Here is a 19,525-nt window from a genome sequence, read left to right as displayed (position 1 = left end):
TAGAATCATGGCATTCCATGGTTCTTGACCGGTAGCCCGATGAACGCCCCCGACCAGCCTCGCCTGCGCGAAATCCCCTACAACTACACCTCGTACTCGGACCGCGAGATCGTGATCCGCCTGCTGGGCGAGCCGATGTGGCAGTTGCTCGACAGCCTGCGTTCCGAGCGGCGCACCGGCCGCTCCGCGCGCATGCTGTTCGAAGTGCTCGGCGACATCTGGGTGGTCGACCGCAACCCCTACCTGGTCGACGACCTGTTGGACAACCCCAGCCGCCTGTCGGCGCTGGCCAGCGCGATGCGCCACCGACTCTCCGAGATCGAAAAGCGCCGCGAGGGCAACGAGAAGGTCGGCGCGCTGGTGACCGCCACCCGCGACGCGGTGGTGCGCTTCGAGACCCAGTTCGACGAGACCCGCGCCTTGCGTGCGCGCGTGCTCAAGCGGCTGGGCCGCCACACCCGCCGCGACAACATCCTGTTCGACGGGCTCGCCCGCGTCTCGCACGTGACCGACGCGACCGACTGGCGCGTCGAGTACCCGTTCGTGGTGCTGAGCCCGGACAGCGAGGCCGAGATCGCACCCCTGGTGCGCGGCTGCATCGAGCTCGGGCTGACCATCATCCCGCGTGGCGGCGGCACCGGTTACACCGGCGGCGCCGTCCCGCTCGACCGCAAGAGCGCGGTGATCAACACCGAGAAGCTCGACCGCCACCAGGGCGTCGAACATATCGCCCTGCCGGGGCTCTCGGGTCACCACGCGACCATCGCCTGCGGCGCCGGCGTGGTCACCGCGCGGGTGTCCGAGGCGGCGTCCGCCGCCGGTCTCGTGTTCGCGGTCGACCCGACCTCGGCCGAGGCGTCGTGCGTCGGCGGCAACGTCGCGATGAACGCCGGCGGCAAGAAGGCCGTGCTGTGGGGCACCGCGCTCGACAACCTCGCCTCGTGGCGGATGGTCGACGCCGACGGCGTATGGATGGAGATCGAACGCGTCGGCCACAACTACGGCAAGATCCACGACGTCGACACCGCGACCTTCCGCGTCACCCGATTGCAGGACGACCTGAAGACCGTGATCGACCGGCGCGAGCTGGTGATCCCCGGCAGCGCGTTCCGCAAAGTGGGTCTCGGCAAGGACGTGACCGACAAGTTCCTCGCCGGCCTGCCCGGCGTGCAGAAGGAAGGCTGCGACGGCATCATCACCAGCTGCCGCTGGGTGCTGCACAAGATGCCGGCGCACACCCGCACCGTCTGCCTCGAGTTCTTCGGCACCGTCGCCGAGGCGACGCCGGCCATCGTCGAGATCACCGACTACTTCAAACCCGGCGGCGCGGGCTTGGCCGCCGGTGTCCGCCTCGCCGGCCTCGAGCACCTCGACTGGCGCTACGTGCGCGCGGTCGACTACGCGACCAAGGCCAAGGGCCGCGGCCGGCCGAAGATGGTACTGATCGCCGACATCGTCAGCGACGACGAGACAGCGGTCGGCGAGGCGGCGAGCGCGGTGGTGCGCTTCGCCAACGCACGCACCGGCGAGGGCTTCATCGCGGTCACCGCCGAGGCGCGCAAGAAATTCTGGCTCGACCGCTCGCGCACCGCGGCGATCGCCCGCCACACCAACGCGTTCAAGATCAACGAGGACGTGGTGATCCCGCTGGACAGGCTGGGCGACTACTCCGACGGCATCGAGCGCATCAATATCGAGCTGTCGATCGGCAACAAGCTGAAACTCGTCGACACGCTCGCCGACTGGTTACACGGCCGCCTGCCCGTCGACAAGCAGGGCGTTGACCTCGCCAGCGACGAGATCATCGGCGAGCGCCGCGCCGACGCGCTCGAACTGCTTGCCGCGACCCGCGAGCGCTGGCAGTGGCTGCTCGACAACCTCGACGCGCCGCTGTCCGACTACCGCGCACGCTGGCCGGTGGCGCCCCTCGAGCGCGAGCTGCCTGCTTCCAGCAGCGTGTTCGTCGCGCTGCGCGACTTCGCGCTGAGGGTCAGCTGGAAGAGCGAACTGTTGGCCGAACTGGAAACGCTGTTCTCCGGCAAGGCGTACAGCGACATCGTCGCCGGCCTGCGCGAGCAGCACCAGAAAGTGCTCCGAAGCCGGGTGTTCGTCGCGCTGCACATGCACGCGGGCGACGGCAACGTGCACACCAACCTGCCGGTCAACTCCGACGACTACGACATGCTGCAGGCCGCGCACCGCGCGGTCGCCCGCATCATGGCGCTCGCGCGCAGCCTGAACGGCGTGATCTCCGGCGAGCACGGCATCGGCATCACCAAGCTGGAGTTCCTGACCGACGACGAAATCCAGCCCTTCCGCGACTACAAGGCGCGCGTCGACCCCAACGGTCACTTCAACCGCGGCAAGCTGCTGCCGGGGGCGGACCTCACGATGGCGTACACGCCGTCGTTCGAGCTGCTGGGTGCCGAGTCGCTGATCCTCGAGGCGTCCGACATCGGCGCGATCTCGGACATGGTCAAGGACTGCCTGCGCTGCGGCAAGTGCAAGCCGGTGTGCTCGACCCACGTGCCGCGCGCCAACCTGCTCTACAGCCCGCGCAACAAGATCCTCGGCGTCGGCCTGTTGACCGAAGCCTTCCTGTACGAGGAGCAGACCCGGCGCGGCGTCTCGCTCAAGCATTTCGAGGAGCTGTCGGATGTGGCCGACCACTGCACGGTCTGCCACCGCTGCGTGAAGCCGTGCCCGGTGAAGATCGACTTCGGCGACGTGTCGGTCGCGATGCGCAACTTCCTCAGGAAGACCGGGCAGAAGAAGTTCAACCCGGGCACCGCCGTCGGCATGGCCTTCCTCACCGCCAAGGACCCGACCACCATCCGCGCGATGCGCAAGGGCGTGATCGAGTGGGGCTACCGCGCGCAGCGCTTCGGCACCAGCCTCGCCCGCCGCTTCGGCCTCGCCGGCGCGCAGATGGCGCAGCCGCCGGCGACCGTCGGCAAGCCCGAAGTGAAGGCGCAGGTGATCCACTTCATCAACAAGCCGATGCCCGGCGGCCTGCCCAAGAAGACCGCGCGCGCACTGTTGGACGTCGAGGACGCCAACGTGGTGCCGGTGATCCGCAACCCCAAGGTCGCCGAGGACGCCGAGGCGGTGTTCTACTTCCCCGGCTGCGGCTCGGAGCGCCTGTTCAGCCAGGTCGGCCTCGCCACGCAGGCGATGCTGTGGCATGCCGGCGTGCAGACCGTGCTGCCGCCAGGCTACCTGTGCTGCGGCTACCCGCAGGCGGCGTCCGGCTACGCCGACAAGGGCGACGCGATCACCACCGAGAACCGCGTGCTGTTCCACCGCGTCGCCAACACGCTGAACTACCTCGACATCAAGACGGTGGTGGTCAGCTGCGGCACCTGCTACGACCAGCTCGCCAAGTACCGCTTCGAGGAGATCTTCCCGGGCTGCCGCATCATCGACATCCACGAGTTCCTGATGGAAAAGGGCGTGAAGCTGGAAGGCGTCGCCGGGCAGAAGTACATGTACCACGACCCCTGCCACACACCGATGAAGGCCTACCAGCCGATCAAGGTGGTCAACGAGCTGATGGGCGGGGACGTCGCGCTGAACGACCGCTGCTGCGGCGAGTCGGGCACCTTCGCCGCCGCGCGGCCGGATATCGCGACGCAGGTGCGCTTCAGGAAGGAAGAGGAAATCAACAAGGGCCTGGCGGCGCTGGGCGAGACCGACAAGCCGGTGAAGATCCTCACCTCGTGCCCCTCCTGCCTGCAGGGTTTGAGCCGCTACAGCCCGGACACCGGCACCGAGGCCGACTACATCGTGGTCGAGATCGCCCGCCACGTGCTGGGAGAGAACTGGATGAAGGACTACGTCGACAACGCGCGGAACGGCGGTGTCGAACGCGTACTGCTGTAAATCCTCGCAATGGCCACCTTCGGGTGGCCATTTTCTTGTCAGGAAGTACCATGCCCAATCCCTCGCGCGCCGCGCTGCTTGTCATCGACGTCCAGCAGGGCCTGATAGACGGGCCGCCGCTGGTCACACGCGCTGCGTCGCTCATCAGCACGATCAACGCGGCCATCTCGCTCGCCCGCAAGCGCGCCATGCCGGTGATCTTCGTGCAGCACGACGGCGCGGCCGGCAGCCCGCTGGCACCGGGCAGCGATACCTGGCAGCTGCACGGCGCGCTCGCGCGCGAAGACAGCGATACGGTCATCAGCAAGACGGCGGCCGACGCCTTCTGCCGGACCTCGCTCAAGGCGACGCTGGAATCGCTCGGGGTCAGCGACCTGTGGATCGCCGGCTACGCCAGCGACTTCTGCGTCGACAGCACGGTACGCAGCGCGGCGATGCAGGGCTACGCGGTGACGGTGATCGCCGACGCGCATGCCGGCAAGGACAGGCCGCATATCGGCGGCGACACGCTGATCGGGCACTGCAACTGGGTGTGGGCCAACCTCGATACGCCCGGCGCGCCGGTGCGCGTATTGCCCCTCGCCGAGCTGGCTGCCTGACGCTTCAGGCGGGCTGTGGCTGCGGCGCGGACGCACCCAGCCTTTGCCACTGCCGCCACAGCAGATACGCCGTCGCGCCGCCGAGCACGAGGTTGACGAGCGGCATCGCCAGCCACACGCCGTCGAGTGCCAGCCACAAGGGCAGGCCGTACAGCGCGGGCATGAGCAGCACGGTCTTGCCCAGCGTCAGCGCGAGCGCCTGCCGCGTCGCGGCCATCGATTGCAAGGCGAGGGTGCCGACGATCGCCAGGCCGTCGAACGGCAGCGCGCTCAGGTTGAGGCGCAGCGCGTGCGCGCTCGCCGCGAGCAGTGCCGTATCGCCGGCAGCGACATACAGGCGGGCGATGCTGCCGGCAAACAGCTGGACCACCGCCCATACGCCAAATGCCAGCATTGCTACCGTGCACAGCCCGTAGCGCAGCACCGCGCGCGCCTCACCGGGGCGCCCGCCGCCGACTGCCTGCCCCAGCAAGGGCTGCATGCCCAGCGCGAGGCCGTGCGCGACCAGGGTGAACACCATCTCGGTGTAGCCGGCGACCGCGTACGCGGCGACGCCTTCGGTACCGCCGTACACCAGCAACTGCTGGTTGTGCGCAAACAGCACCAGCGCCAGGTTCAGCTCCATCAGCAGGCTGGACGCGCCCAGCCGCACGATGTCGGCCATCCGCGCCGGCAGTTTGCCCATCCGCCCCATGACCGGGCGCAGGCCGGCGCGTGCCGAGCCGAAATAAACCAGGGCCGCGGCGACGACAACCCCCATCGCGATCAGCGAAGCCTGTGCCGAGCCGGCCAGGCCGTGGCCGAGCACGCCGACAAACCAGTAGTCAAAGCCGATGTTGAGCAGGGTCGAGGCCACCATCAGCCCTGTCGCCAGCCGCGGCCGGCCGTCGTTGCGCAGCAGATAGGTCGCCAGCATCTGTGCGCACAACAGGGGGCTGCCGCCCAGCATCCAGACAAGGTAGGCACGCGCCTCGGCCCGCAGCACCGCGTCCCCGCCGGCGCCCAACAGGATCAGCCAGTCGTCCAGCCAGACAAGCCCGCCCAACGCAAGCAGCCCGCCCAACAGCAGCGCCAGCAGCGCGGCAGCCACCAGCACCCGCCCCGCCGCAGCGTGCCGCCCCTCGCCCAGCAGCAGCGCGATGCGGGTTGACGCACCCATGCTCAGCATGGCGGCGACGCCGACCTGCACCATCACCAGGGGGTAGGCGAGGTTGATCGCGGCAAGCCCCATCGGGCCGACGTAATGGCCAACGAAGACACCGTCGACCACCACGTAGCAGCCGGTCACCAGCATGGCCAGGATGGAAGGGAGGGCGTAGCGCCAGAAGCGCTCGGCAGCGTCGTCGGGGCGGGACATCGGGCAAGAATCCGCGGAAAGCCCCCAGCTTAACACGAGAGCACGCGCTTCCATTTGTGCGGTATAGCCTGCAGAAAAACCATGCCACAACAAATGACATAGGCTTGAATATGGCCAAGCGGCGGGGACAGGCATATCCTATGCGGCGGCGCAGCGACAACACCCCGCCCTTAGGCGGAAAACGCCTGAGCGCACGCCGCCTAATAACCCAAAATCATAATTTCAGCGAAAACAAATCGTTCTCGCCACCGCTGCCGCCGACTAACATGCCCTCGATGCGGCCGCGGCCGGAACCGAAGAACAAGAGAGTGACCATCGCATGGCAATTCCATCCAATATGACCGCCGAGCGCGTGCTCAGCGTCCACCACTGGAACGACACGCTGTTCTCGTTCACCTGTACCCGCGACGAAGGGTTGCGCTTCATCAACGGCCAGTTCGTGATGATCGGCCTAGAAGTGAACGGCAAGCCCCTGATGCGCGCGTACTCGGTCGCCAGCGCTAACTACACCGAATACCTCGAATTCTTCAGCATCAAGGTGCAGGACGGCCCTCTGACCTCGCGCCTGCAGCACCTCAAAGAAGGCGACACCGTGCTGATCAGCCGCAAGCCGACCGGCACGCTGGTGCAGGACAACCTGTTGCCCGGCAAGAACCTGTACCTGCTCTCAACCGGTACTGGCCTTGCGCCCTTCATGTCCATCATCCAGGACCCGGAGGTGTACGAGCGTTACGAGAAGGTGATCCTCACCCACGGCGTGCGCTACAAGAACGAACTCGCCTACGAAGACTTCATCACCCGCGAGCTGCCGGACAACGAGTTCTTCGGCGACATCGTGCGCGAGAAGCTGATCTACTACCCGACCGTCACCCGCGAACCCTTCCGCAACCAGGGCCGGCTGACCGACCTGATCACCTCGGGCAAGCTGTGTGCCGACATCGGCCTGCCGCAGATGAGCCCCGAGAACGACCGCGTGCTGATCTGCGGCAGCCCGGCGATGCTCGACGACCTGTGCCACATCCTCGACGGCATGGGCTACGTAGAAAGCCCGCGCATGGGCGAGCCCGGCCACTACGCGATCGAGCGGGCCTTCGTCGAGAAGTAATCGCTCGCGCCACGCAACAAAGCCCCGCTTCGGCGGGGCTTTGCTTATGGATGCGCGGCTGGCGGTTCAGCGCAAACGCACGCGGACGATCTGATAGACGCCACCGAAGATGGTTTCCTTCTGCCACACGAAGTCGTCCTTGCGTGTCGCGTAGTCGGCGATGTCCTTGTCCCACAGTGCCTCGGCGAACGGCTCGAGCCAGCGGTTCACGTACTTGAGCAGCCAGCCGATCGGCTGCCACGGCCGCGGCCGGTGGTAGTCGACGAACACCAGTTCGCCGCCGGGCGCGACCTGCGCGAGCATATTGTCGACGATGGCCGCCTTCAATTCGTCCGGCACCTCGTGCAGGAGGAAGAAACTGCATACCAGGTCGAACGGCTCGTCGGCCTGCCAGTTCGACGCGTCGGCACGCACCACTTCGGCCTGCGGGTACGGCGCGAGCTTCTTCAGCGCGTGTTCGACCTGCACCGGCGTGATGTCGGTCAGCACGAAACGGCCGTCTGGCCCCACCGCCTGCGCGGCGCGCGACACCAGGTCGCCGTACACATGCGCGACCTGCCATACGCGGCTCCCCGGACGGATACACGCAAGGTAGCGGCGCATCAGCCGCTGGTCGTTGAGGAACAGCAGGGTGCTGACCACGATGTTGCGGTCGAGCAGGCGCGCCTTGGCGGGGTTGACGTACGCCCAGTCGTAGACGTCGACCATATAGTCCGGAACCCCGTCGTAATACGGAGCGGGCCGGAATTCAGGCGGGTTACCGCTCATGCTTTTCTCCGCTGCAAAACGCCCACTCTAGCGCATGGGCGGCAGGCAAAACTTGCGCTAGGCCAAACTTGGCTCAGGCTTGGCGGCCGCGTCCTGGCGGGTGACCAGGATCTGGTCGATCTTGTGGTTGTCGATGTCGACCACCTCGAACTTGTAGCCTTCCCACACCACGCAGTCGGTGCGCCGCGGGATCTTGCGCAGCATGTACATCATGAAGCCGGCAACCGTCTCGTAGTTGTCGTCGTCCGGCAGGCTGTCCAGTTCGAGCGCGCGCAGCACGTCCTCGACCGGCGTCATGCCGTCGACCAGCCACGAGTACTCGTCGCGCTTGACGATCTGCTCCTCGACGTTCTGCCCGATCAAATCGCCCATCACCGTGCTCATCACGTCGTTCAGCGTGATGATGCCGACGACCAGCGCGTACTCGTTGAGGATGACAGCGAAGTCCTCGCGGGTGGTCTTGAAGCGCTCGAGCACCTCGGACAGCGACAGGGTGTCGGGAATCATCAGCACCGTCTTGATCATCCCCTGCTCCTTCAGCGACAAGCGCTCGCCCGACAGCACCCGGCGCAGGATGTCCTTGGAGTCGGCGTAGCCGATCACGCTGTCGATCGAGTGGTCGCACACCAGGAACTTGGAGTGCGGCTGTTCTGAGATCTTCGACTTGATGCTGTCGGCCGGCTCGTCGAGGCTGAAGAACACGATGCTCTCGCGCTGCGTCATCGCCGAGGGGACGGTGCGGCTTTCCAGCTCGAACACGTTCTCGATCACCTGGTGCTCGCTCTTGTGCAGCACGCCGGCCTCGGCGCCGGCGTCGACCACCGCGAAGATGTCGTCGGAGGTGATCTCGTCCTTGCGCGACAGCGGCACGCCGAACAGGCGGAACACCGCGTTGGCCAACCCGTTGAAGAACCACACCAGGGGCAGCAGCAGCCGCACGCAGAACAGCATCGGCCGCACCACGCGTACCGCGATCGCCTCGGGGAAGTTCATCGCCAGCCGCTTTGGCATCAGATCGGCGATCAGGATGAACAGGGACGTGACCAGCATGAAGGAGCAGGCAAAGCTGACCGCACCCACCCACGGCGCGTCGGTCACCAGCCTGAACAGCGCGGCGAAAGTCGGCGTGAACGCCGCCTCGCCCAGGATACCGCCGAGGATGGCGACGGCGTTCAGGCCGATCTGAACGACGGTAAAGAAGTGGCCCGGCTGCTCCTGCAGGCGCAGCACGCGCGCGGCGTTGATGTGGCCGTCGTCGGCCATCTGGCGCAGGCGGATCTTGCGCGCCGCAGCCAGCGAGATTTCAGACACCGAAAAAAATGCGCTGCACGCGATCAGCAACGCAATGATCAAAAGATTGTTGGCAAGACTCACGGTATACCTCGGTTTTGCAGGTCATGCCCATGTTGGGCGAGTGCCTGCTACCGGGCGAGTATAGCAGACGTCATGCCTTGGCTCGTCCGGCGGCGTACAATCGGCCAGCCCCCCTGAAGGAGACACCATGCAACCGTGCGAACTCTGCCGCGAAAGCGGCGACATCCTGTACCGAGACGAGCGCCTGCGCGTGATCCTGGTCGACGATGCCAGCTATCCGGGCTTCTGCCGGGTCATCTGGAACGCGCATGTGCGCGAGATGACCGACCTTGTGCCCGAGGACGCGCGCTACCTGCTAGAGTGGGTGCTGAAAACCGAACGCGCGGTGCGCGAAGTACTGAATCCGGACAAGGTCAACCTGGCAAGCCTAGGCAACGTGGTACCACACCTGCACTGGCACGTGATCCCGCGCTTTGCCGCCGACGCGCACTTCCCGGCGCCGATCTGGGCCGCTCCGGCGCGCGCCGGGCAGCCGCCGGCGCCCGAAAACCTCGCTGAACGCCTGCAGGCTGCGCTGACCGCCTGACTCAGGCCGAGCGGCGCTGGTAGACGAAGCCCGGAAACACCGTGATCGCTTCGCCTTCGCAGTCGACCTCGCCTGCCGCGCCGGCCAGCGCCCAGCACTCCTGGTGCGTGCAGAGGTAGCGGTAAACTGGGCAGCCGGCATGGACGAACAAGAGCTCGTGGCACTCGAAGCGCTCGTGCGAGAGCATGGCCGGCCGGCTCGCCCGCGGCACCAGCATCTGCATCGCCATCTCGTCCATCGCCTCGTACTGCTCTCGGTCGGCGACGAACACGCCGTACAGCATCACGAAGAACGGCAGTACCAAGAGCAGCCACTGGCCGGTCAACAGGAAGAACAGCGTCAGCACGGCCGAGCCGGTGAAATAGAAACGGCTGTCGGGTTTCATCGGTTCCCCCTCAGCAGGTCTTGCAGCCACCAAATGAAAAACGCCGCCCGAAGGCGGCGTTTTTTGCCCTGAGGCATTCCGGTTCGTCACCTGAACCGTAATGGCCGGGAAAGATTCCGGCACTTTCAAGGCGGGCCTACCGCGCCCGCCCACCCAATATAGGCCAGCGAACAGGCGTGCAAGCGTTTTTTTCGGGAGCTGCTCAAGCCTCGGCAGGCGGCGCTTCCTTGCCCTCCGGCGGCGCGATCTGCTCGGCGTAGCCGCACTCCTTCTGCGGGCAGACCTTCTCGGTGCCGCGCCGCTTGGTAGTCTTGATGGTCAGGATCGGCCAGCCGCACTTCGGGCAGGGCTCGGCAATCGGCGGGTTCCACGTCGCGTACTTGCAGTCCGGATAGCGGTTGCACGAGTAGAACAGCTTGCCGTAACGGCTCTTGCGCTCGATCAGGTGCCCCTGTTTGCACTCCGGGCACTCGACGCCGGTGTCCTTGGGCTTCTCCAGCGGCTCGATATGCTTGCACTTCGGATAGTTCGCGCAGCCGATGAACTTGCCGTAGCGGCCCTTCTTGATCACCAGCTGGCCACCGTCTTTCGGGCACACCCGGCCTTCGACGATTTCCGGCGCCTCGGCCTCGGCGGCCTCCTCGGCGGTCTCGTTCAGGTTGCGCGTGTAATCGCACTCCGGGTAGCCGGTACAACCGATGAAGCGCCCGCGCTTGCCGAAGCGGATGTTCAGCGGCTTGCCGCACTTGGGGCACGCCTCGTCGAGCTGCTCGGTGGTGATCGACTCGCGCGAGATCCCTTCCTTCTCCTCGATCTGCTTCTTGAAACCCTTCCAGAAGCTGTCCATCACCGGCACCCACTTGCGGTCGCCGCCGGCAATCTCGTCGAGCTGGTTTTCCAGCTTGGCGGTGAAGTTGTAGTCGACGTACTGCGCGAAGTGCTCGGTCAGGAACTTGTTGACGATCTCGCCGGTGTCGGTCGGCACGAAGCGCTTCTTGTCGAGGATCACGTACTCGCGATCCTTCAGCGTCGAGATGATGCTCGCGTAGGTCGACGGGCGGCCGATGCCGAACTCTTCGAGCGCCTTGACCAGGCTAGCTTCCGAGAAGCGCGGCGGCGGCTGCGTGAAGTGCTGCTCGCCGTACAGCTTGTCTACCGGCAGCACGTCGCCCTCGACCAGAGCCGGCAGCTTGGCATTGTCTTCGTCCTCGGCGTCGTCGACATCCTCCTCGTACACGGCGAGGAAGCCGGCGAAGGTCTGTACCTGGCCGCTGACGCGGAACACGCCGTCACCGACCGCAATGTCGACGGTGGTGGTATCGAACTTGGCCGGTGCCATCTGGCAGGACAGCGTGCGCTTCCAGATCATGTCGTACAGCTTGAACTGGTCGCTGGTCAGGAAGGGCTTGAGCTGCTCGGGCGAGCGGTACACCGAGGTCGGACGGATCGCCTCGTGCGCTTCCTGCGCGTTCTTCGCCTTGTTCTTGAAGGTGACCGGGTTCTTAGGCAGGAAGTCCGGCTCGAACTTGTGCTCGATGTAGTGGCGGATCTCGGTGACCGCCTCCGCGGCCAGCGCGACCGAGTCGGTACGCATATAGGTGATCAGGCCGACGGTGCCCTGGCCGATATCGACGCCCTCGTACAGCTGCTGCGCCGTGCGCATCGCGCGATCGGTGGTCATGCCCAGCTTGCGCACCGCCTCCTGCTGCAGCGTCGAGGTGGTGAACGGCGCGACCGGGTTACGCGTCTTCTTCTTCTTCTCGACGCTGGCGACCCGCGCCTCGTGGCCGGCGAGGCGCGCGAGCGCCGCGGCTTGCGCGGCCTCGTCGGGCAGCGCGAACTGGTCGAGCTTCTGGCCGTCCAGCTGGGTGAGCTTGGCGGTGAAGCGGGTGCGCCCCTTGTGGCTGTCGAGGTGCACCGACCAGTACTCCTGCTCGGTGAACGCGCGAATCTCGTTCTCGCGCTCGCAGATCAGGCGCAGCGCCGGGCTTTGCACCCGCCCGGCCGACAGGCCGCGGCGGATCTTCTTCCACAGCAGAGGCGACAGGTTGAAGCCAACCAGGTAGTCGAGCGCACGGCGCGCCTGCTGCGCGTCGACCAGGTCCTGCGAGATCTCGCGCGGGTGGGCGATCGCGTCGAGCACCGCGTTCTTGGTGATCTCGTGGAACACCACGCGCTGCACCGTCTTGCCCTTGAGCAGCTTCTTGCCGGCCAGGATCTCGGTCAGGTGCCAGGAGATGGCCTCGCCTTCGCGGTCCGGGTCAGTTGCCAGGTAGACATGGTCGGCGTCGCGCACCGCGGAGACGATCGCGTCGACATGCTTGCTGTTGCGCGCGATCAGCTGGTACTTCATCGCGAAGTCGTGGTCCGGGTCGACCGCGCCGTTCTTCGGCACCAGGTCGCGGACGTGACCGTACGAAGCAAGGACTTCAAAGTCACTGCCCAGGTATTTTTTCAGCGTCTTCGCCTTGGAGGGCGACTCGACGATCAGGAGGCTAGAAGGCATGTCTAGGTCGTCTTCCTTTACCCGCAACGGGCGGGCGAACACATCCGGTATCCATCAAACAAAACAAGAGCGCAAGGCTGCACTCTTGATCACATCGGCCGGCCAGGACCGGCAAGGGCGCGCATGGTAAGCCCACAGACATGCAGACTGCAAGCGCACGCACCCTACGACAAACTTATTGCATGGTCGGTTCACCGTGCACCGCCGAGAGCAATTCCTCACCGACCAACAGCGGCAACTCCGCCTGCTCGCGCCACAGCACCAGCAGCGCGACCAGCCTCACCACCGCCGGCGTGATCTCGTCGGACGGCAGCGCCAGCAGGCGGTCGATCACCAGTTCGCGCTGGGCGGCGTCGAGCGCGCCGTTATCCTCAAGAAAACAGATGAAACCGCGCACCTCGCACGACAGCAGTTCGAGCTCGTAGTCGCTGTAGATGCGCACGCCACCCGACTCCTTCAAACCGGCAAACGCCTCTGGACGGATTCCGTCAAACCAGTCGAGCGCGTCGCCTATCTCTTCGCTCTCGAAGCCGGCGGCCTCGAGTTCGCGGGTCAGGTCGTCACGCCCCGGACAGCTGGACGGGTCGTCGTATTGTTCGAAGAGAAAAGTCAGAACGTCAAACATCGGGGGCCTTAGGGACGGGCAGCTCAGGACAGTCGTTGGTAGCGGTTGCCACCGAGCACGGCCACCCTGCCCTGCATTTCAAGCGCAAGAAGCATCGGGTAAATCGCCGCAGCCGTCAACCCGACCCGCCCGAGCAGGGTGTCGAGGTCGACCGGGTCGAAGCCCATCGCGTCGAGAATCGCCGTGCACGCGGCGTCGTCCCCGTCCTCTTCCGCCGCCGTCGCGACGGGCGCGTCTGCAGCAGGCGGCAAGGCGGGACGGCCGACCTCGTCGAAGATGTCGTCGGCCGACTCGACCAGCCGCGCGCCCTCGCGGATCAGCCGGTGGCAGCCGCGCGAGAGCGGGCTGAGGATGGAGCCGGGCACCGCCATCACCTCGCGGCCGGCCTCGAGCGCGAGGCGCGCGGTGATCAGCGAGCCGGACTCGGTGCCGGCCTCGACCACCAGGCAGCCGCGGCACAGGCCGGCGATGATGCGGTTGCGCTGCGGAAAGTGCGCGGCCAGCGGCCCCGAACCCAGCGCGAATTCGGACAGGATCAGCCCCTCGCTCGCCAGCCGGTGAGCGAGCGCGCGGTTGGATGCCGGGTAGACGCGGTCGATGCCGGTGCCGACCACAGCGATGCTGGCGCCAAGGGCTTCCAGCGCGCCCTGGTGGGCGGCGGCATCGATGCCGGCGGCGAGCCCGCTGACCACCGTGTAGCCCTGCGCCGACAGCGCGCGGGCGAATGCGTGCGCGCTTTGCGCGCCCTGCGCGCTCGCCTTGCGGCTACCGACCACCGCCAGCATGTCGCGCGCCAAGAGTTCGCGCCGGCCGCGCCCGAACAGCAGTGGCGGCGGCGACGGCGATTGCGCGAGCCGCTCGGGGTAGTCGTCGTCGAGCAGGGTCAGCAGGAAGCAACCTTCCTGTTCCGACCAGGCGAGCGCCGCCTCGGCGGCGGCCGCCCCGGCCTCGGCGGCCAGCGCGTCGGCGGTCTCGCGCGGCACCAGCGTGGACCACGCCGTACGCCCGGCGCCGAGCGCTGCGCTGGCGCTGCCGAAACGCTCGATCAGGCGCAGGAAGGCGGCCGGCCCCACGCCCGGCGTCAGCGCCAGCGTCGCCCAGGCCGAGCGTTCGCTCATTCGGGCTGGCCGAGCGTGTCGCCGACGGTGACCGCCTGCGTGGTGTCGAGCAGCAGGCCGTAAGAGACGCGGTCGAACACGCGGTAGACGAACAGGCGGCCGACCGACGGCGCCGGCAGCGTCACCGCCTTGCCGTCGACCTTGATCAGCCGTGGCGCCTTGTAGACGCCGAACACGTAGCCGACCTCGGCGCCGTCGCGCGCGCCGCGGTTGATCGCGACACTGTCGTACTGCGCGGCGTCGATCGCACCGCCGTACACGGCGACCACCTGACCGCCCGTTCCGGCCGGCGCCTCGCGCGGCACGTAATTGAGGACCGGCGTCGACGCATACTTGATCAGGCGGTCACCGACGGCGATTTCCTCGACATTGCTGCGCACAATGAGCGTACTGACGTCGGCGCCCTGCGCCTTCACCTCGAGGTCGCCGGTGTAGACCGCCTCGTAACCGAGGCGCTCGCCCGTTTTCGGGTCCTTCAGTTCACGCCCGGGGCGGAAGGACTGCCAGCGGCCGTCTTCCGGCAAGGGCTGCGCGTAGACGGTGTTGCCCTGCGCGAGCATCAGCCGCTCGTCCGGGCCGGCGACGATGCGCGGCGATGCCTTGAACGCCGCCTCGTCGATCACCAGCGGCCGCTCGAGCAGCGCCGCGATGCGCGAGGCGGGAATGCTGCTGATCGCGCCGTCGACCACCCGCGCGTGTGGCGAGAGTTTGACCGTGCGCGGCCCCTTCTCCAGCCGCAGCCTGCCGCTGGCGCGGTCGAGCACCAGCACGTCGCCCGGGTAGATCCAGTGCGGGTCCTTGATCTCGGCGCGGTTCATCTGCCACAGCCTCGGCCACTTCCACGGGCTGTTCAGGTAACGCCCGGAAATCGCCCACAAGGTATCCCCGCGCTTGACCACGTAGCGCTCGGGCGCGTCCGGCCGCAATTGCAGGGTATCCGCCGCGGCGAGCCCGGACAGGCCCAGCGAGAGCATCAGCGGTATAATGGCTTTAAACATCGGTCAGTATCCCCATCTGGTCTTCCATCGACACCAAAACGCATCAAACTGCGGCGTGTTACATACCAGAGGGATGGTATCCCAATTTTCGGGTGCGCGACGCACCCCATCGTGACGGAATCGGCGCTTATGGCTCTCCTTACTATCCTGCAATACCCCGACCCGCGGCTGCACACGGTCGCGCAAGCGGTGGACAAGGTCGACGACGAGGTGCGTCGCCTCGTCGACGACATGGCCGACACCATGTACGCCAGCCGCGGCATCGGCCTCGCCGCGACTCAGGTCGACGTGCACCGCCGAGTCGTCGTGATCGACACCAGCGAAGACAAGTCGGGGCTGACCGCGTTCATCAACCCCGAGATCATCGAGAAGCACGGGCAGACCGTCTATGAAGAAGGCTGCCTGTCGGTGCCCGGCATCTACGACAAGGTCAACCGTGCCGAGCGCGTGAAGGTGCGCGCGCTGGACCGCGACGGCCAGCCGTTCGAAATCGACACCGACGGCCTCTTGGCAATCTGCATCCAGCACGAGATCGACCACCTCGACGGCAAGGTGTTCGTCGAATACCTGTCGCAGTTGAAGCAGGGCCGCATCCTGACCAAGCTGAAGAAGCGCGAAAAACACAATCTGTAAGGCGGGCTTGGCCCTGCCTGACGACGGGACACGCGCGGTCGTGTCCCGTCGCGTTTTCGAGGAAGCCAGAATGAGACTGATTTTTGCGGGGACGCCCGAATTCGCGGCGCGCGCGCTGGACGCACTGATTGAGGCCGGCCACGACATCGCGCTGGTGCTGACCCAGCCCGACCGACCGGCGGGCCGCGGCATGAAACTGAAGCCCAGCCCGGTCAAGGCGCTCGCGCTCGAACACGGCCTGCGCGTCGAGCAACCGACCACGCTGAGGAATGCCGACGCGCAGGCGATGCTCGCCGAGGTCGGCGCCGAGGTGATGGTGGTCGCCGCGTACGGGCTGATCCTGCCGCAGGCGGTGCTGGACACCCCGCGCCGCGGCTGCCTGAACATCCACGCCTCGCTGTTGCCGCGCTGGCGCGGCGCCGCGCCGATCCAGCGTGCGCTGCTCGCCGGCGACCAGGAGACCGGCATCACCATCATGCAGATGGACGCCGGGCTCGACACCGGCGACATGCTGAGCGTGCATCCGCTGACTATCGCGGCAGACGAGACCGCGGCCAGCCTGCACGAGAGGCTCGCCGCGCTCGGCGCGCACGCCATCGTCGACGCGCTGTCCCGGCTCGACGCGCTGGCGCCGCAAAAGCAGGACGAGGCGGGCGTCACCTACGCGCACAAGCTGAGTAAGGAAGAGGCGCGCGTCGACTGGACGCTGGACGCCGAAACGGTCGCCCGTGCGATCCGCGCGTACAACCCGGCGCCCGGCGCGCACACCCTCCTGAACGGCGAGACGCTGAAGCTGTGGATGGCGCACGCGCTGCCCGGCGACGCCGAGCCCGGCGTGGTGGTGAGCGCCGGCGCCGACGGCGTGCTGGTCGGCTGCGGCCAGGGCCTGGCCTGCCTGACCGAACTGCAGGCGGCCGGCGGCAAGCGCCTGGCCGCGCGCGACTTCGTCGCCGGGCGCGCACTGCAGGACCTGAGACTGGGCGCATGAACGGTACGCTGAAGACCACGCTTCTGATGGCGGCCATCGTCGCGCTGTTCGGCGTGATCGGCGCGATGATAGGCGGGCGCGGCGGCATGCTCGTCGCGCTCGCCTTCGGTGGCGCGATGAACGTGTGGGCGTGGTGGAATTCCGACCAAATGGTGTTGCGCATGTACAACGCCGAGGAGGTCAGCGCCGCCAGCGCGCCCGAGTTCTACGGCATGGTCGCCGAACTGGCCGCGCGCGCCGGACTGCCGATGCCGCGCGTCTACGTGATCCACGAGGACCAGCCCAATGCGTTCGCCACCGGCCGCGACCCCGCCCACGCGGCGGTGGCGGCGACCACCGGCATCCTGCGCCTGCTCGACTATCGTGAATTGCGCGGCGTGATGGCGCACGAGCTCGCGCATGTCGCCCACCGCGACACGCTGATCTCGACGGTGTCGGCGACGATGGCAGGCGCAGTGTCCGCGCTCGCCAACTTCGCGATGTTCTTCGGCGGGCGCGACGAGCACGGCCGCCCGGTCAACCCGATCGCCGGCCTCCTGGTCGCGCTCTTGGCCCCGCTGGCGGCCAGCCTGATCCAGATGGCGATCTCGCGCGCACGCGAATTCGAGGCCGACCGTGGCGGCGCACAGATCAGCGGCGACCCGCTCGCGCTGGCCAGCGCGCTCGCCAAGATCGAGCACTACGCGCGCGGCATTGTGCTGCCCGCCGCCGAAGCCCATCCGGAGACCGCGCAGATGATGATCGTCAACCCGCTCGCGGGCGCCGGCTTCGACAACCTGTTTCGTACCCACCCGCAGACGGCCGAGCGCATCGCCCGCCTGCAGGCCATCGCACGCGGCGGCTAGGCCCGCCGACAAGGACAAGCATGCACCGCACGCAGGAACTGGCCGTCCAGGCCATCGAAATGGTCGACAACGGCCGCACGCTGACCGAGGCGTTCGCGCGCTTGCTGCGCCCCGACGCCGACCTGTCGGCGCCGACGCGCGGCGCCGTACAGGACATCAGCTACGGCGTATTGCGCCACCGCGGCGAGCTCTCCGCTTTGCTGCGCCTTCTGGTGCCGCGCGCGCTACCGGAAAAACGGATCGAATATCTGCTCCTGGTCGCGCTCTACCAGCTGACGTACACGCGCGCCGCGCCCTACGCGGTGGTCGACCACGCGGTCAAGCATGCCGGCCGCGTCGCCGGCGGCCGCCTCAAAGGCTTAGTCAACGGTGTGCTGCGCAACTACCAACGCAACGCCGAGTCGCTGCGCGAACAGGCGCTGCAAAACGACGAGGCGCGCTACAACCACCCGCACTGGTGGATACGCGCGCTGCGCGCGGCTTACCCGCAGGACTGGCAGCGCGTGCTCGAGGCAAGCAATACCCACCCGCCGATGACGTTGCGCGTCAACGCGCGCCACGGCGACGCGCAGGGCTACCTCGCCGAACTCGCCGCAGCCGGCCTGTCCGGCCAGGCGCTGGGCAGCCACGCTGTGAGACTGGACAAGCCGGTGCCGGTACGCGAGCTGCCGGGCTTTGCCGAAGGCCGGGTCTCGGTGCAGGACTTCGGCGCGCAGAGGGCGGCGCAACTGCTCGCCCCGGAACACGGCATGCGCGTGCTCGACGCGTGCGCGGCCCCCGGCGGCAAGACCTGCCACCTGCTCGAGCTCGCCGACGTCGAGATGACCGCGGTCGAGATCGACGCGGCGCGCCTGCCCCGCGTGCAGGAAAACCTCGAGCGCCTGCACCTGGCCGCAAAGCTGGCCCTGGGCAGCGCGGCGGAGCCCGCGTCGTGGTGGGACGGCCGGCCGTTCGACCGCATCCTCGCCGACGTGCCGTGCACGGCCTCCGGCGTGGTGCGCCGCCACCCCGACATCAAGTGGCTGCGCCGCCCAAGCGACTTTGCCGAACTGGCCCGCCAGCAGCGCGTGCTGGTCGACGCGCTGTGGCCGCTGCTCGCCTCGGGTGGCAAAATGCTTTACGCTACGTGCTCGATTATGCCGGAGGAGAATGCCGGACAAATCGAAGCCTTCCTCGAACGCCACCCCGACGCCAGCTTGGCGCACGCGGAACAGCTGCTGCCCGACCCCGACCATGACGGCTTTTATTACGCGCTGCTTGAAAAGTCTTAGCCTGCTGCTGCTTGTCGCCGGCATGGGCTTGGCGCGCGCCGACGGGGTCGAGGTGCGCCGGGCCGAGCTCGAGCTGGCCGAGCACAAGCTGCAGCTGTCGACCCGTTTCCACACCACGCTGCCGCCGGTGCTGCAGGACGCGCTGCAACAGGGGGTCCCGCTGACCTTCGAGCTGCAGTTCGAGCTCACCCGCCCGCGCGGCTACGCGTACTACTACGACCTGACCAGTTGGTTCGAGCCGACCGCACGCCTCGAATTCAAGCTGTCGTACTACCGCTTCACCAACCGCTACCGGCTGACCATAGGTTCGCTGTCCAAGTACTACGCGACGCTGGACGAGGCGCTGTCGGCACTCGGCAATATCGCCGGCTGGGCGGTGCTCGACGTTGCCGACTGGAGCGAGGCCGACGCGCGCCGCGCGCAGGGCCGCGTGCGGCTGGCGCTGGACACCGGTGCGCTGCCGCGCCCCTTCCAGCTGGGCGCGCTGGGCGACCGCGACTGGGCGCTGTCCTCGCCGTGGACCGACGTCAAGGTGCGCAGCTGAC

The 19,525-nt window shown here is 67.3% G+C and carries 17 protein-coding genes; 9 read left to right on the top strand and 8 right to left on the bottom strand.

What is annotated here, in order from left to right:
- Positions 1-39 precede the first annotated feature (39 nt).
- Both GZH52_RS01405 and GZH52_RS01400 read left to right on the top strand, forming a co-directional pair.
- Entirely contained in the window at positions 40-3,882 is a 3,843-nt protein-coding gene (locus tag GZH52_RS01405; RefSeq protein WP_163314756.1) for a DUF3683 domain-containing protein, read from the top strand.
- A gap of 50 nt (positions 3,883-3,932) precedes the next feature.
- Complete coding sequence (locus GZH52_RS01400; RefSeq protein ID WP_163314755.1) at positions 3,933-4,481, top strand: cysteine hydrolase family protein; 549 nt, start codon at positions 3,933-3,935, stop codon at positions 4,479-4,481.
- A 4-nt stretch (positions 4,482-4,485) separates the two neighbouring features.
- On the opposite strand, the gene GZH52_RS01395 is transcribed toward GZH52_RS01400, so the two are convergent.
- Entirely contained in the window at positions 4,486-5,838 is a 1,353-nt protein-coding gene (locus GZH52_RS01395; RefSeq protein ID WP_163314754.1) for an MATE family efflux transporter, read from the bottom strand.
- Between the two features lie 319 nt (positions 5,839-6,157).
- Here GZH52_RS01395 and GZH52_RS01390 point away from each other — a divergent pair, with 319 nt between their 5' ends.
- The gene (locus tag GZH52_RS01390) at positions 6,158-6,943 is read left to right on the top strand and encodes a ferredoxin--NADP reductase (protein ID WP_163314753.1); all 786 of its coding nucleotides are present in this window, start codon (positions 6,158-6,160) and stop codon (positions 6,941-6,943) included.
- 66 nt (positions 6,944-7,009) lie between these two features.
- Here GZH52_RS01390 and rquA read toward each other — a convergent pair whose 3' ends face one another.
- Together rquA and paeA are read right to left on the bottom strand one after the other, a co-directional pair.
- Positions 7,010-7,711 (bottom strand): rhodoquinone biosynthesis methyltransferase RquA, encoded by a 702-nt coding sequence (gene rquA / locus GZH52_RS01385; RefSeq protein WP_163314752.1) that lies wholly within the window; start codon positions 7,709-7,711, stop codon positions 7,010-7,012.
- A 57-nt stretch (positions 7,712-7,768) separates the two neighbouring features.
- A complete protein-coding gene (gene paeA / locus GZH52_RS01380; protein ID WP_163314751.1) occupies positions 7,769-9,085 on the bottom strand; it encodes a polyamine export protein PaeA in 1,317 nt (438 codons plus the stop codon).
- A gap of 127 nt (positions 9,086-9,212) precedes the next feature.
- Here paeA and GZH52_RS01375 point away from each other — a divergent pair, with 127 nt between their 5' ends.
- Positions 9,213-9,611 carry an HIT family protein gene (locus GZH52_RS01375; protein ID WP_163314750.1) on the top strand — a complete coding sequence of 133 codons (399 nt, stop codon included), beginning with the start codon at positions 9,213-9,215 and terminating at the stop codon, positions 9,609-9,611.
- 1 nt (position 9,612) lies between these two features.
- Here GZH52_RS01375 and GZH52_RS01370 read toward each other — a convergent pair whose 3' ends face one another.
- The 5 genes from GZH52_RS01370 to GZH52_RS01350 form a co-directional block, all read right to left on the bottom strand.
- Positions 9,613-9,996: a hypothetical protein gene (locus GZH52_RS01370; RefSeq protein ID WP_163314749.1), complete on the bottom strand. Its 384-nt coding sequence runs from the start codon at positions 9,994-9,996 to the stop codon at positions 9,613-9,615.
- Positions 9,997-10,198: 202 nt separating this feature from the next.
- Positions 10,199-12,502, bottom strand: coding sequence for a type I DNA topoisomerase (topA, locus tag GZH52_RS01365; RefSeq protein WP_163314748.1), 2,304 nt, complete (start codon positions 12,500-12,502; stop codon positions 10,199-10,201).
- Between the two features lie 175 nt (positions 12,503-12,677).
- Positions 12,678-13,127: a Smg family protein gene (locus GZH52_RS01360; RefSeq protein ID WP_163314747.1), complete on the bottom strand. Its 450-nt coding sequence runs from the start codon at positions 13,125-13,127 to the stop codon at positions 12,678-12,680.
- A 23-nt stretch (positions 13,128-13,150) separates the two neighbouring features.
- Entirely contained in the window at positions 13,151-14,245 is a 1,095-nt protein-coding gene (gene dprA / locus GZH52_RS01355) for a DNA-processing protein DprA (protein ID WP_163314746.1), read from the bottom strand.
- Positions 14,242-15,243: a LysM peptidoglycan-binding domain-containing protein gene (locus GZH52_RS01350; RefSeq protein ID WP_163314745.1), complete on the bottom strand. Its 1,002-nt coding sequence runs from the start codon at positions 15,241-15,243 to the stop codon at positions 14,242-14,244. The genes dprA and GZH52_RS01350 overlap by 4 nt, the downstream gene beginning before the upstream one ends.
- 129 nt (positions 15,244-15,372) lie before the next feature.
- Between GZH52_RS01350 and def the strand changes: the two genes are divergently transcribed.
- The 5 genes from def (at position 15,373) to GZH52_RS01325 (ending at position 19,524) form a co-directional block, all read left to right on the top strand.
- On the top strand, positions 15,373-15,876 hold the full coding sequence (def, locus tag GZH52_RS01345) for a peptide deformylase (RefSeq protein ID WP_163314744.1): 504 nt from the start codon (positions 15,373-15,375) through the stop codon (positions 15,874-15,876).
- Between the two features lie 70 nt (positions 15,877-15,946).
- Positions 15,947-16,864: a methionyl-tRNA formyltransferase gene (gene fmt / locus GZH52_RS01340; RefSeq protein ID WP_163314743.1), complete on the top strand. Its 918-nt coding sequence runs from the start codon at positions 15,947-15,949 to the stop codon at positions 16,862-16,864.
- The gene (gene htpX, locus GZH52_RS01335; RefSeq protein ID WP_163314742.1) at positions 16,861-17,709 is read left to right on the top strand and encodes a zinc metalloprotease HtpX; all 849 of its coding nucleotides are present in this window, start codon (positions 16,861-16,863) and stop codon (positions 17,707-17,709) included. The genes fmt and htpX overlap by 4 nt, the downstream gene beginning before the upstream one ends.
- A 20-nt stretch (positions 17,710-17,729) precedes the next feature.
- Positions 17,730-18,980 (top strand): 16S rRNA (cytosine(967)-C(5))-methyltransferase RsmB, encoded by a 1,251-nt coding sequence (gene rsmB, locus GZH52_RS01330; protein ID WP_163314741.1) that lies wholly within the window; start codon positions 17,730-17,732, stop codon positions 18,978-18,980.
- Positions 18,967-19,524, top strand: coding sequence for a DUF4390 domain-containing protein (locus GZH52_RS01325; protein WP_239057965.1), 558 nt, complete (start codon positions 18,967-18,969; stop codon positions 19,522-19,524). Before rsmB ends, GZH52_RS01325 begins: the two co-directional genes overlap by 14 nt.
- Position 19,525 lies beyond the last annotated feature (1 nt).

It is taken from the genome of Crenobacter caeni, from assembly GCF_010435965.1.
Lineage (GTDB): Bacteria > Pseudomonadota > Gammaproteobacteria > Burkholderiales > Chromobacteriaceae > Craterilacuibacter > Craterilacuibacter caeni.
Note: the sequence above shows the minus strand (reverse complement) of the source record. Positions and strands in the feature narration are given on the sequence as shown.